Source organism: Bradyrhizobium sp. SZCCHNS3002, assembly GCF_032377435.1.
GTDB lineage: Bacteria > Pseudomonadota > Alphaproteobacteria > Rhizobiales > Xanthobacteraceae > Bradyrhizobium.
The window spans coordinates 508,041-520,513 of record NZ_JAUHHY010000002.1 but is presented as its reverse complement, the minus strand read 5'-3'; the positions used below and the strand labels follow the sequence as shown (position 1 = coordinate 520,513).

Genomic DNA, 12,473 nt, shown 5'->3' with positions numbered 1-12,473 from the left:
CGCGCGGTTTAGCGAAAGCGGGTCGCGATGGAAAGGCCGCGCGCTCACCGCGGCGACCCCGACGGAAGCGGAGGGGGGGGCGGGAGAGGCGGCGACGGCTCGCGCCAGCGGCCGGCGTTGCGACCGGCGATCAGCCAATAGGCCAGCCCTCCGACGATGCCGGCGCCGGTCAGGATCTCGAGATGGCGGCGCACTATGCCCTCGAACCGGAAGGTCTCGGGATCGAACGGGACCAGGCCGAGATAGCAGGCGGCGCCGACCACGCCGCCGCCGATCGCATAGGCGAGCACGCTGCGGATCGAGAACGCCTCGGTGATGAGCGCGATCAGCAGCGCCGGGATCAGCGCGAACCCCGACACGAAGATGAAGCCGAAGCCGATGATGACCTCGAACGCGCCCTGGTCGATCGGGCCGTTGCCGAGATCGGAGAACTCCGGGAACAGGATCGCGGTCACGACGATCAGCCCGGCCAGGAAGCACGCGGCGAGAAAGGCGAACGCGATCACGACGAGACGGCCGATCAGCGCCATGACGTGAAATCCATGTTAGACAATCAAGGCCCTGCTTTCTCCACTCGCCATGGCCGGGCTTGACCCGGCCATCCATCTCCTAGTCGAGATGGTCATCGTGGCAGATGGATGCCCGGGTCAAGCCCGGGCATGACGAGGTTGCTCAGAGTTGTCAGCGATTGGACAATCAATCCGTCATCGCCATCGCACGCAGCGCCTGACGCTCCCGTGCGGACAGCTTCTCCGTCTCCGACTTCAACTGGCCGCAGGCGGCGAGGATGTCGCGGCCGCGCGGGGTGCGGACCGGCGAGGAATAGCCGGCGTTGAAGACGTATTCCGAGAACTTCTCGATCTGCTCCCAGTCCGAGCATTCATAGGCCGAGCCCGGCCACGGATTGAACGGGATCAGATTGATCTTGGCCGGAATGCCCTTGAGCAGCTTGACCAGCAGCCGGGCGTCGTCGAGCGAGTCGTTGACGCCCTTGAGCATCACATATTCGAAGGTGATGCGGCGTGCGTTGGAGGCGCCGGGATAGTCGCGGCAGGCCTGCAGCAGCTCGGCGATCGGGTACTTCCTGTTGAGCGGCACCAGCTCGTTGCGCAGCTCGTCGCGCACCGCGTGCAGCGAGATCGCCAGCATGACGCCGATCTCCTCGCCGGCGCGCTTGATGTTCGGCACCACGCCCGAGGTCGACAGCGTGATGCGGCGGCGGGAGATGCCGATGCCCTCGTTGTCCGAGACGATCAGCAGCGCGTCGCGCACCGCGTCGAAATTGTACAGCGGCTCGCCCATCCCCATCATGACGATGTTGGTGATGAGCCGGTTGCCGAGCGGGGTCTCGCGGTCGGCCCAGTCGTTCAACCGGTCGCGCGCCACCATGACCTGGCCCACGATCTCGCCCGCGGTGAGATTGCGCACCAGCCGCTGCGTGCCGGTGTGGCAGAACGAACAGTTCAGCGTGCAGCCGACCTGCGACGAGACGCACAAGGTGCCGCGATCGGTCTCGGGGATGTAGACGCACTCGACCTCGTGGGCCTTCTGCAGATTGTCGCCGCTCGGCAGCCGCAGCAGCCATTTGCGGGTGCCGTCGTTGGAGATCTGCTCGGCCACGACCTCGGGGCGGTCGACCGTGAAATGCTCGGCCAGCGCGGTGCGTGTGTCCTTCGACACCGACGTCATCTCGTCGAACGAGCTGGCGCCGCGGAAATAGATCCAGTGCCACAACTGCTGCACCCGCATCTTCTGCTGGCGCTCGGGTACTCCGACCTCGCCCAGTCTCGCGGCCAGCTCCGCACGCGACAGGCCGATCAGCGAGGGCTTCGCCGGCGGGACGTAGGTTTCGAGCGGAGTCTTTTCGAGGGGCGCAGAGGAGTCGCGCAGCCCGGCAGTCGTTGCCATGTCGAGGGGCCCAAAGTGCTGCCCGGCCGCGGCGGCCGAAGGCGTTCAGCGGGGTTATATAACGATCCGGCCGGCAAATGCGACCCGCCTGACGAGCGGTACCGGCGGCCGCCGTCTACCGGCGGCAATCCTGCGCGATGCGGTCGAGCGCCTGGGCGAGCCCCTTCAGCGAGAACACGTCGGTGGTCTCCGTGCCCTTGGCCGAAACGCCCTTGACCACCGCCTCGGGCGCCTTGCGCATGGCCTCGACCAGCCGCTCTTCCTCGGCGGCGTTCTTGATCCAGAGCCCGTCACCCTGGGTATACATGGCATAGGAGGCACCGCCGACCTCCACCGCGGCGTCGGATCCGGGCTTCAGCGCATAGCCGATCATGATCGAAACCTCGTTGAAGACCTTCTCGGAGGGCCGGGTCGACACGAAGGCATAGGCGGGATCGCGCGGACGGTTGGGCGGATTGGTCTTGGAGGTTGTCGGCTTGGCCAGCGCGAAGCAGACCTTCTTGCCGCCGGGCATCGCGGTGTAGGCGCCCCAGCCGCCGAACTGTCCGATCAGCGTCGGTTCCGCGCCGCCGATGCTGGGAACGGCCGGCTTCGATTCCGATTTCGGTGCGGCCTTCGGATGCGGAGCTGCGGCCTTTGGCGCGGCGCTCTGTGCCACGACGAGGCTCGGAGCTCCGAACAGCAGCACGCCGCCGACCAGCGTTGTCAACAATCGCCCGAACAACATGATACGTTGAGTTCCCCCGCGACTTCGTTCCACCAATATTGTGACTGGAAAATGGCCCGGAATCGCTGACCGTGGTCGCGATGGATAGCGGCTAAATGCACCGCTTGCAAAGGCCGCAGAGCCGGATTGTCCGGCGCTTCGCGTCCTCGGGCCGGCGCCGCGCCCATGCCGCGGCCCGATGATGATTGTGGCGCGGCGGCAAATCCGGCATGACGTTCCCAAAGCCGGACCTCGATCCGGCGGCAACGACCAAGGAGCGCCCATGAAAGCCATTCTCTGCTCGCAATTCTGTCAGCCCGACGATCTCGTCCTCACCGAGGTGCCAGATCCGGTGGCCGGTCCCGGCGAGGCCGTGATTGCGATCAAGGCGGCGGCGCTGAACTTCTTCGACATCCTGATGATCCAGGGTAAGTACCAGATCAAGCCACCGTTCCCGTTCTCGCCGGGCGCAGAGGTCGCAGGTGTCATCGAGAGCGTTGGCGATGGCGTCACCGACCTGAAGGTCGGCGACCGTGTCGTCGCCTCCTGCGGCCACAACGGCGCGCGCGAAAAGATCGCGCTGCCGGCCGCGTCGATCGTCAAGATTCCGGACAATCTCGATTTCGATCGCGCCGCCGGCATCATCATCATCTACGGCACCGCGCTGCATGCGCTGGAGGATCGTGCCAGTCCGAAGCCGGGCGAGACGCTGGCCGTGCTTGGTGCCGCCGGCGGCACCGGCCTTGCCGCTTGCGAGCTGGGCAAGCTGATGGGGCTGAAGGTCATCGCCTGTGCCTCTTCGGACGAGAAGCTCGAATTCGCCAGGCAGCACGGCGCGACGCTGACGTTGAACTACGCCAAGGAGGATCTCAAGGAGGGGCTGCGGCGGCTCACCGACGGCAAGGGCGCCGACATCATCTTCGATCCCGTCGGTGGCACCTACGCCGAGGCTGCGCTGCGCTCCATCGCTTGGGAGGGCCGGTTCCTGGTGATCGGCTTCGCCGCCGGCGACATCCCGAAGATGCCGCTGAACCTCGCGCTGCTGAAGGGCTGTGATATCCGCGGCGTGTTCTGGGGCGCCTGGACCCGACTCAACCCCGCCAAGAACCGCGCGAACCTCGAAAAGCTGGTGCAGTGGACCGCGGAGGGCAAGCTGTCGTCGCATGTCGACCGCACCTTCCCGCTGGCGCAGACCGCCGATGCCTTGAAGGTGCTGGCCGGCCGCCAGGCGATGGGCAAGGTGATCCTGCACCCCTGAGGACGTCGCGCGATGAAGGCCCCCGGGGTTGCTGTATTCCCCCGGGGTAGCCTCGCCTCGCCCTGATCCGCGCAACCAAACCGGGCAGAGCCCTGTCTGTTCTGCGGGCGCAAGGCTCGAGCCGAGCCGGCCCGAGGTCGCTGTGACATCCGCGCGATGCGCGGCGGTCGCAAATTTGTTCGGCGGGCTGCCGCGCCGGCGTCACGGATTCGCAACCGGAAGCAGAAAATCCGAAAACGAGCGTTTCTTGGTTAACGCAACCTCGCCACATTATGGCATGGTTAATTGTAAGGCTTTGCCGTTGTTATCTCGACGTTTCTGGATTTGGTGCCGTGCGATGTCGCACGTGCGTCGCCACAATCAGATCAAAATATTTCCAGAATCATGCCGGCTCTCGTCCACTTTTAGTCGGATTCAATTAGTCAATTAGTTGTCGGCAGTGGGGTGCCTCTGGCAATCGTGACGTGTCTCGAGCTTCTGACGGGCTTGGGACCAAAAGTATGTTGCGTGAAGTTGAGATGGGGATGAAGGCCATGGCTGAGCGGACGACGCGCGGACGTTTCAACAACAGAACTCCTTCGGAGCCTGACTTCAGGCCTTTCCCCGACGAACTCCCTCAGGAGCGCCCACCGAACTATCGTTTCGGCCGGTCGACCCAGGACAACTATCCAAACGACGAATCGATGCCGATGTTCCTCTCTGAGTATGAGAGCGGCAATCAGATCGACAGCACGCATTTCGAGGACCAGTGGCCGGCGCGGACCCGCCGCGTCTCGATCTCGTCCCGGATCCTTCTCGCCGTGGTGGCTGCGGCCGGCGTCGCGGTGCTCTTCGCGCTTGTCACCTCGGATGCGACGCGCGACCTGATCGCCAGTGCCAAGGCTTCCATCATCGGCGCCACGCCGGATCCGACGGCCCCGCCGCAGGCCACCAACACGCAGCTCACCGCGCGCGACATGCAGCTGAACGAGCCGGCGCGACTGCCGCCCGAGCCGCCGGCTGCCGCTGCGGCGCCGGTGCAGACGGCAGCCGTCGCCCCGACGCGTGACGACATCGCCAACGCCTACCAGACAGCGCTGCAGAATCGCAGCGTGACGCAGCCTGCGCCGGTTGCAGCGCCGCCGAGCTTCGCCACGGCACCGGCCGCGCCGGCCCCGAGCGCGATGGAGCCGTCCTCGATCAATTCGCCTGGCGCGGGATCGGCAATCGTCGCACCCGGCCTCGGCGCCGTGACCGCCGCTCCGCCGCCCGCGCAGGTCCGCCGGCTCGATCCCGACGAACTCGCTGGCATCATGAAACGCGCCAAGAGTCTGCTGGCCGCGGGTGACATCCCGCCGGCGCGACTGCTGCTGGAGCGCGCCGCCGAGGCGCAAGAACCGGCCGCGGCGCTGATGCTGGCGCAGACCTACGATCCCCACGTGCTGGGAACGAAGGACATCCGCAATATCAATGCCGATCCGGCTGCGGCTCGCAACTGGTACCGCCGCGCCGCCCAACTCGGCTCGTCAGAGGCGCAGCGCAGGCTCGATCAGCTGCAGAACTGAACGCTCGTGACGGCAGCGATGCCGCCCCGTTTCATTTTTTTGTTTCACGCATGATTTTCGGGTCCGTTCAGGGGCGACGCCAGCCGAGACTTGGCGCTGCCCGCGTCCGGCTCGCAACCATGTGCCAGCCTTACATCAAGGGGGACAGATGCGACGTCTTGTTGGAGCGGCCCTAGCCGCAATGATGATAGCGTGCGGTTTTGCTGCCCACGCCGAGGAAGGCGAGTTCGACCCGGCCAAGGTGAGCGACAGCCTCAAGGCGATCTTCCAGTTCGGCTCGGTGCAGACCAAGCAGGCGCTGAACGCCAACACGGTGACGCTCATCACCGGCACGATCGGCGGCACCTATGTGCAGTTCGGCGCCGACCTGGCCTCGCTGCTCGACGACGGCAACAATCTGCGCGTCCTGCCGATCGTCGGCCGCGGCTCGGTGCAGAGCGTGGCCGACATTCTGTTCCTGCAGGGCGTCGATCTCGGCATCGTCCGCGCCGATACGCTCGACTATCTCGAGCGCAAGGGTTTCGCCAAGGACATCAAGCGGCAGTTCACCTACGTCACCAAGCTCTACAATGAAGAGATGCAGGTGATCGCGCCGCGCGCGGTGCGCAACCTGCGTGACCTCGAGGGCCGCCGCGTCAGCGTCGACCTGCCGAATGGCGGCACCTTCGTCACGGCGCTGACGGTGTTCGAGCGGCTTGGCCTGCGCGCCAACTTCGCCTACATCGAGCAGCGCATCGCGATGGAGAAGCTGAAGCGCGGCGAGCTCGATGCCGTCATCGTGGTCGGCGGCAAGCCCTACAAGTCGGTCTCGACCTTCGTGAACGACGGCCGCTTCCATCTCGTCAACGTCGATTACGATCGACCGCTGCAGACCGACTATCTGCCCGCGACCCTGACGGCGAAGGACTACCCGAACCTGATCGCCGAGGGCGAGAAGGTCGACACGATCGCGGTGCCGGCCGTGCTCGCCGCCTACAATTGGGCGCCGAACACCGACCGCTATCGCAAGCTCGCAACCTTCGTCGACGCCTTCTTCACCAAATTCCCGGCATTCCAGAATCCGCCGTTCCATCCGAAGTGGAAGGAGGTTTCGCTGTCGGCCCCGCTCGCCGGCTGGCAGCGGCTGCCGTCCGCCAGCAAATGGCTGGAGAGCCATGCCATGGAAGGCGCGCAACGCGACCGCTTCGACGACTTCCTGAAGCAGAGCAGCGCCGGCAGGGCGATGCCCAGCCAGGCCGACCGCGAGGCGCTGTTCAAGCAGTACCAGGCCTGGGAGGCCGAGAAGACCGGCAGCGCCCGCGCCCAGGCGCGCGGCCAGCGCTGAGCTCGGAGCGTTCGACGACGTCCCATCAAGAGAAAAGCCCCGCGGATGCGGGGCTTTTTGCTTTTGCGCCCTTCCGAGGCGCTGACTGCGGGCGCCCGGCTTGCCCGGCCGGAGCCGTCGTCAGCCGATCGTCTCGCCGTCCTTCGCGACGTCAGCGTTCTTGTCTGCCGCCAGCCGCGCGAGTACGGCGCGGGCGGCGGCATGATGGTCGGGCGTGATGTTCGAGGCGACCATGCGGATGGCGGTGGCGAGCACCGCCGCGTCGTCGGTGAAGCCGAGGATGGGCAGCACGTCAGGCATGAAGTCGAACGGCACGACGAAGTAGGCGATGGCGCCGAGCAGGGCGACCTGTACGTGCCGGGGTGTCTCCTTGTCGAAGGCGCAGTAATACGCCGCAAGCAGCTCCTCGGCGAATGGCAACCGCGCGACAACCTTCTTGAACTTGATCCAGAAACGACGGCGAAGGGTCTCGCGATCCCGGGCCAGCCGCTCCGCGGGCTCGAAGCCAACGCTGTAGTCGGTCGCATCCGACATGATGTCCGATCTCCGGTTCCAGACGGCGCCGGGGGCGCGGTCCTCGCCCTCGGATGTGGTGATGGCGACGCCGGCCGCAAGGCGCGTACCGTCGTCGCCAAGGCCTCAGCCGCGCATCGTCGCGGCGATCGCGTTCATCGCCTTGGCGAGCTCGATGTCGCGCAGGGTCACGCCGCCGGCGTCATGGGTCGTGAGGACCACCTCGACGGTGCGGTAGACGTTGCGCCACTCGGGATGATGGTCAGCCTTTTCGGCGACCAGGGCGACGCGGGTCATGAAGCCGAAGGCTTCGTTGAAGTCTGTGAATGTGAACGTGCGGGCGATGGCCTCACGGCCCACCGCCTCGGACCAGCCGGGAAGCTCCCGCAAGGCAGTGGCGCGTGCCTCCGCCGACAATCGTTGCGGCATCTCGATCTCCTCTCGTGGTGCAATCGACCGGACACGTGGCAACATCCGGGCGATTGCGGGGTCTACCTCCAGCCGGATCGCGCCGGGGTCCGCCCGATCAGAGCCTTGTCACAGGCCGTTGCCGGAGGGGCTCGGACCTGTCCCGATCCCCCGGTGGCTGGTGCGGTGGTAACCATGACGCAGATGTCACCCCGGGCGGACAAGAAATTTGCTACAGTTCAGCTCTATCGAAGGACGACGTGGCCAGACGAAGCCGCCTGTGGCATCGCCCGGGCCTGGGACCACCGGAGGACGGGATCTGGTCGATACTCAGACCACGCCAGCGCAGCGCTCACGGATGCGCCCTGCCGTGTTCATCGTCATCGCCGGGATCCTCGCGGTCGTCGGCGCTTTGACGGGTGCCTACTATTTTGCGATGCGTCCCGTGGTGCTCAAGATCGCGGTCGGTCCGCCCAACAGCGACGACCTGAAGGTCGTCCAGGCCCTGACCCAGGCCTTTTCCCAGTCGCACGCCTCCGTCAGGCTGCGGCCGGTTCCGACCGAGGGCGCCGCCGAGAGCGCGCAGGCGCTGGCCGCCACCAAGGTGGATCTTGCCATCGTGCGGGGTGACCTGGAGGTCCCAAAGAACGCACAGGCGGTGGCGACGCTGCGCAAGAACGTCGTCGTCCTCTGGGTGCCCTCGTCCGGCAAGGGCAAGAACCGCAAAGGCGGCGCCAAGATCACGAAGATCTCGCAGCTCGCGGGCCACAAGGTCGGCATCATCGGCCGGACGCCGGCGAACGCGAACCTGCTGAAGGTCATCCTGCGCCAGTATGGCGTCGACGCCAGCAAGGTCGAGATCGTCCAGTTCCCGATAACCGAGGCCGCCGAAGCGGTCCGAAGCCAGAGGGCGGATGTCTATCTGGCGGCCGGTCCCATCAACAGCAAGATCACGACGGATGCGATCGCCGCCGCCACCAAGGAAGGCGGGCCTCCGACCTTCCTGGCCATCGATTCCGCCGCCGCCATCGCACAGAACCATCCTGAATACGAGGCTACCGAGATTCCGGCCGGCGCGTTCGGCGGGGCGCCCGATCGCCCCGAAGATGAAGTGAAGACGATCAGCTTCAATCACCACATCGTGGCACGCAAGGGCCTCGCCGAATCGACGGTCTCGACGTTTACGCATCAGCTGTTCTCGGTGCGCCAGCAATTGCTGTCGGAATTTCCGCTTGCCGCCAAGATCGAGACGCCGGACACCGACAAGGACGCGGCGATCCCCGCTCATCCCGGCGCGGCGGCGTTCGTCGACGGCGAGGAGAAGACCTTCCTCGACCGCTACAGCGACTACATCTGGTGGAGCCTGATGGCGCTGTCGGCGATGGGCTCGGCCGGCGCCTGGTTCGCCGGCTATCTCAAGCGCGACGAACGCACCATCAACAGCTCGCTGCGCGATCGCCTGCTCGAAATGATCACCATCGCGCGCAGGAGCGATTCGACGGAGGAGCTCGACCTGCTGCAGAGCGAGGCCGACGAGATCCTGCGCAACACGCTGACCTTCTTCGAGGACGGTGCGATCGAGCACGCTGCGTTGACCGCGTTCAACATCGCGCTCGAGCAGTTCCACAACGCGGTGGCCGATCGCAAGCTCATCCTGATGAGCATGCCCGCCAATCTGCAGCGAACCGGCGCGCAGTTGCGTGCCGCCGGCACCTGAGGTCGGACCACGCTTGCGCTGCGGCCGTGTCACGCGGCGGCCGGGGCGCGATTGTAATTCCAGCGTCATCAATCTTTCCTAGGTCTGCCGGGCCGTGACTCGCGCCTGCTCCCGCGCGCGATCCGACCAGGAGATCCGCATGACGCTTCGCATTCCTCGACCGCACACAGCCCTGTCCCGCCGCCGCTTCCTGTCGACGGCCGCCGCAGCCGGCGTCACGACGCTGGCGATGCCCTATCTGAGCCGCGCCGCCGACCGGCCGCAGATCACGCATGGCGTGCAGTCCGGCGACGTCGGCATGGATGGCGGCGTGGTCTGGGCGCGCGCCGACCGGCCGTCGCAGATGCTGGTCGAGGTGGCGACCACCGAATCGTTCAAGGACGCGCGGGCGCTGCCACCGATCGCGGCGCTTCCGGAAAGCGACTTCACGGCCAAGATGCTGATCGATGGCCTGCCGAGCGGCCAGGACATCTTCTACCGCGTCAAGTTCCGCGACCTGTCGCATACCGCGGTCGAAAGCGAGGCTGTGGCCGGCCGCTTCCTCACCGCGCCCGGCAACAAGCGCGACGTCTCGTTCGTCTGGGGCGGGGACGTGGCGGGGCAGGGCTGGGGCATCAACCCCGATGATGGCGGTATGTTCACCTTTGCGACGATGAAGAAGCACCGCCCGGACTTCTTCCTGCATTCCGGCGATACCGTCTATGCCGACGGTCCGATCAAGTCCGAGGTGAAGCTGCCGGACAACAAGGTGTGGAAGAACCTCACCGTGGAAGAGAAGGCCAAGGTCGCCGAGACGCTCGATGAATTCCGGGCCGCCCACAAGTACAATTTCCTCGACGAGAACGTTCGCGCCTTCAATGCCGAGGTGCCGATCTTCGTGCAGTGGGACGATCATGAGGTCACCAACAATTGGTCGGCCTCCAAGGAGCTGCCGGCGAGCTACAAGGAGCGCAACATCCAGCTGCTCGCGGCCCGCGCCGCGCGCGCCTTCCACGAGATGTATCCGATGCGCGAGAGCATCATCGAGCCGGGCCGCGTCTATCGCACCATCAACTATGGCCCGCATCTCGACGTGTTCGTGCTCGACGAGCGCAGCTACCGCGGCGCCAACGGTCCCAATCTCGAGGACAAATATGGTCCGGCGTCCTACTTCATCGGGCCGGAGCAGATGCGCTGGCTGAAGCAGGCGCTGCTCAATTCGCGCGCGACCTGGAAGGTGATCGCCTCCGACATGCCGCTCAGCATCATCGTCTATGACGACGCGGCCAACAAGAAGGGCTCGGAAGCCATCGCCCAGGGTGACGGCCCGGCGCGCGGCCGCGAGCTCGAGATCGCCGAGATCCTGCGCTTCATCAAGACGGCGCCGATCCAGAACACGGTATGGCTGACGGCGGACGTGCACTACGCGGCCGCCCATTATTACGATCCGAACAAGGCGCAGTTTCAGGACTTCGAGCCGTTCTGGGAGTTCGTCTCCGGTCCGCTGCATGCCGGCACGTTCGGTCCGAACGAGCTCGACAATACCTTCGGCCCCGAGGTGCGCTTCATCAAGGCGCCCGGCCTCGACAAGCAGAACCTGCCGCCATCGGCCGGGATGCAGTTCTTCGGCCACGTCAAGATCGAAGGCGCAACGGGCCAGATGACCGTGACCCTGCGGGATCGCGCCGACGTCGCGCTGTGGTCGACCACGCTCGATCCGAAGCTCGGCTGAGGTCTTGTTGCTCGGCGGCAATACGATCGCGTGCTGCGACGGCAACTAATCGCGTCGCCGCAGCACGGCCTCCAGCGCCTCGGTCGGGCACGGCTTCGGCAGCCGCGGCCGGTCGGCGAATGCGGCCGGCACGCGGTCGGCGCCATAACCGGTCGAGAATGCGAAGGGAATGCCGAGCGCCGCCAGCCGCTCGGCAATCGCAAAGCTCTTCTCGCGGACCAGGCCGACATCGAGGAGTGCGAATTGCGGGACACGCTCGGCGATCATGGCGAGCGCGGTGGCGACGTCGGCTGCGATCCTGATGTCGGGAACGCCGAGGTCGGTGATCGTGTCTTCCAATCCGAGCGCAATGATGGGGTCGTCTTCGACGACCAGCACATGCTGATAGAACTCGGGCACGCCTGATTGCGAGCTGGTCATGGGATCTGCGGGTTCCAGGAGGAGGGACGGACCCCGCGGCCGGCGCCTCCTCTCGAGCGCGCTGGCGGGTTCCTGGAACCAAGGCAGCATATCAGAGTTCCTCTGTCGGTGCACTTGTGAACACAAGGAGCACGGATCACGCACATGCGTTGCGCACGGGGGATGACGATGCTGAGCCAGGGTGTGACCACGCTGAGCCGGGAACGGCCCTACAACAACCTGCTGCGGCGGCTCAGTCCGGCCGACTACGCGCTGATCTCGCCGAATCTGGTCGAGGACACGGCAACGCCGAACGAGCTGCTCTACAGTCCGGGCGACGACGTGCAGATCGTGCATTTTCCCTGCGGGCCGGCGCTGACGTCCTATCTCGTTCCCAATGAGGACGGTCGCGACGTCGAGACCATCCTGGTCGGCCGCGAGGGCGCCGTCGGCGGGATCGTCAGCGAGGGCTTCCTGCCCGCCTATACGCGGATCGTCGTCAAGTTCGGCGGCCCGTTCGCCCGGCTGCCGTTGTCCCGCCTGGCGGCCGCCAAGCTGCAATCCAAGACGCTGCGCAACGTGTTCGCGCGCTACGCCGATTGCATGCTGGCGCAGATGTTCCAGTCGACCGCCTGCAACGCGATCCATTCGATCGAGCAGCGCACGGCGAAGTGGATCGTGGCCGCGATGGACCGCACCGATGGCGAGCCGATCGTGCCGCTGACGCATGAGCAGCTGGCCACCCTGCTGGGCGTCGGCCGCAGCTACGTCAGCCGGGTTGTCCAGACCTTCAGGGCCGAGGGCATTCTCGAAACCCGCCGCGGCGCCTTCATGGTGCGGGACTTCGACGCGCTGAAGCGCCGTTCCTGCCTGTGCAACGAGGCCGTGAAGACCCATTTCGAGGAGGTCCTGCGCGGTGTCTATCCGACCGAGCAGGCCGAGGCGGGCTGAGCCCGCAGGCGCCATTGACTTTACGCGCATGGGC

The 12,473-nt window shown here is 66.0% G+C and carries 12 protein-coding genes; 6 read left to right on the top strand and 6 right to left on the bottom strand.

What is annotated here, in order from left to right:
* Nucleotides 1–44 precede the first annotated feature (44 nt).
* The 3 genes from QW845_RS06815 to QW845_RS06805 all read right to left on the bottom strand — a co-directional run bounded on the left by QW845_RS06815 (nt 45) and on the right by QW845_RS06805 (nt 2,635).
* Nucleotides 45–530 (bottom strand): hypothetical protein, encoded by a 486-nt coding sequence (locus tag QW845_RS06815; protein WP_315800842.1) that lies wholly within the window; start codon nt 528–530, stop codon nt 45–47.
* Nucleotides 531–696: 166 nt separating this feature from the next.
* A complete protein-coding gene (gene rlmN / locus QW845_RS06810) occupies nt 697–1,908 on the bottom strand; it encodes a 23S rRNA (adenine(2503)-C(2))-methyltransferase RlmN (protein ID WP_315800841.1) in 1,212 nt (403 codons plus the stop codon).
* A 115-nt stretch (nt 1,909–2,023) separates the two neighbouring features.
* Nucleotides 2,024–2,635, bottom strand: coding sequence for an invasion associated locus B family protein (locus QW845_RS06805; RefSeq protein WP_315800840.1), 612 nt, complete (start codon nt 2,633–2,635; stop codon nt 2,024–2,026).
* A gap of 262 nt (nt 2,636–2,897) precedes the next feature.
* Here QW845_RS06805 and QW845_RS06800 point away from each other — a divergent pair, with 262 nt between their 5' ends.
* From QW845_RS06800 to QW845_RS06790, 3 genes are all read left to right on the top strand, one after another.
* Entirely contained in the window at nt 2,898–3,872 is a 975-nt protein-coding gene (locus tag QW845_RS06800; RefSeq protein ID WP_315800839.1) for an NADPH:quinone oxidoreductase family protein, read from the top strand.
* 533 nt (nt 3,873–4,405) lie between these two features.
* Nucleotides 4,406–5,416 (top strand): hypothetical protein, encoded by a 1,011-nt coding sequence (locus tag QW845_RS06795; protein ID WP_315800838.1) that lies wholly within the window; start codon nt 4,406–4,408, stop codon nt 5,414–5,416.
* Between the two features lie 148 nt (nt 5,417–5,564).
* On the top strand, nt 5,565–6,740 hold the full coding sequence (locus tag QW845_RS06790; protein WP_315800837.1) for a TAXI family TRAP transporter solute-binding subunit: 1,176 nt from the start codon (nt 5,565–5,567) through the stop codon (nt 6,738–6,740).
* Between the two features lie 120 nt (nt 6,741–6,860).
* Here QW845_RS06790 and QW845_RS06785 read toward each other — a convergent pair whose 3' ends face one another.
* Both QW845_RS06785 and QW845_RS06780 read right to left on the bottom strand, forming a co-directional pair.
* Nucleotides 6,861–7,274 (bottom strand): YkvA family protein, encoded by a 414-nt coding sequence (locus QW845_RS06785; RefSeq protein ID WP_315800836.1) that lies wholly within the window; start codon nt 7,272–7,274, stop codon nt 6,861–6,863.
* A gap of 105 nt (nt 7,275–7,379) precedes the next feature.
* Entirely contained in the window at nt 7,380–7,682 is a 303-nt protein-coding gene (locus QW845_RS06780) for a 4a-hydroxytetrahydrobiopterin dehydratase (RefSeq protein ID WP_315800835.1), read from the bottom strand.
* 349 nt (nt 7,683–8,031) lie between these two features.
* Between QW845_RS06780 and QW845_RS06775 the strand changes: the two genes are divergently transcribed.
* Complete coding sequence (locus tag QW845_RS06775) at nt 8,032–9,378, top strand: TAXI family TRAP transporter solute-binding subunit (RefSeq protein WP_315800834.1); 1,347 nt, start codon at nt 8,032–8,034, stop codon at nt 9,376–9,378.
* Nucleotides 9,379–9,517: 139 nt separating this feature from the next.
* Nucleotides 9,518–11,089, top strand: a complete 1,572-nt coding sequence (locus tag QW845_RS06770) for an alkaline phosphatase D family protein (protein WP_315800833.1) — start codon at nt 9,518–9,520, stop codon at nt 11,087–11,089.
* A 45-nt stretch (nt 11,090–11,134) separates the two neighbouring features.
* On the opposite strand, the gene QW845_RS06765 is transcribed toward QW845_RS06770, so the two are convergent.
* The gene (locus QW845_RS06765; RefSeq protein WP_315800832.1) at nt 11,135–11,509 is read right to left on the bottom strand and encodes a response regulator; all 375 of its coding nucleotides are present in this window, start codon (nt 11,507–11,509) and stop codon (nt 11,135–11,137) included.
* 168 nt (nt 11,510–11,677) lie between these two features.
* Here QW845_RS06765 and QW845_RS06760 point away from each other — a divergent pair, with 168 nt between their 5' ends.
* Nucleotides 11,678–12,439 (top strand): Crp/Fnr family transcriptional regulator, encoded by a 762-nt coding sequence (locus tag QW845_RS06760; RefSeq protein WP_315800831.1) that lies wholly within the window; start codon nt 11,678–11,680, stop codon nt 12,437–12,439.
* The last annotated feature ends 34 nt before the right edge of the window (nt 12,440–12,473 follow it).

Excerpts from the sequence above, each read along its gene's own strand:
- QW845_RS06760 (WP_315800831.1), top strand. The coding sequence starts at position 11,678 with ATGCTGAGCCAGGGTGTGACCACGCTGAGCCGGGAACGGCCCTACAAC.
- QW845_RS06805 (WP_315800840.1), bottom strand. The coding sequence starts at position 2,635 with ATGTTGTTCGGGCGATTGTTGACAACGCTGGTCGGCGGCGTGCTGCTG.
- QW845_RS06780 (WP_315800835.1), bottom strand. The coding sequence starts at position 7,682 with ATGCCGCAACGATTGTCGGCGGAGGCACGCGCCACTGCCTTGCGGGAG.
- QW845_RS06800 (WP_315800839.1), top strand. The coding sequence starts at position 2,898 with ATGAAAGCCATTCTCTGCTCGCAATTCTGTCAGCCCGACGATCTCGTC.
- QW845_RS06790 (WP_315800837.1), top strand. The coding sequence starts at position 5,565 with ATGCGACGTCTTGTTGGAGCGGCCCTAGCCGCAATGATGATAGCGTGC.
- QW845_RS06815 (WP_315800842.1), bottom strand. The coding sequence starts at position 530 with ATGGCGCTGATCGGCCGTCTCGTCGTGATCGCGTTCGCCTTTCTCGCC.
- rlmN (WP_315800841.1), bottom strand. The coding sequence starts at position 1,908 with ATGGCAACGACTGCCGGGCTGCGCGACTCCTCTGCGCCCCTCGAAAAG.
- QW845_RS06770 (WP_315800833.1), top strand. The coding sequence starts at position 9,518 with ATGACGCTTCGCATTCCTCGACCGCACACAGCCCTGTCCCGCCGCCGC.
- QW845_RS06785 (WP_315800836.1), bottom strand. The coding sequence starts at position 7,274 with ATGTCGGATGCGACCGACTACAGCGTTGGCTTCGAGCCCGCGGAGCGG.
- QW845_RS06765 (WP_315800832.1), bottom strand. The coding sequence starts at position 11,509 with ATGACCAGCTCGCAATCAGGCGTGCCCGAGTTCTATCAGCATGTGCTG.
- QW845_RS06795 (WP_315800838.1), top strand. The coding sequence starts at position 4,406 with ATGGCTGAGCGGACGACGCGCGGACGTTTCAACAACAGAACTCCTTCG.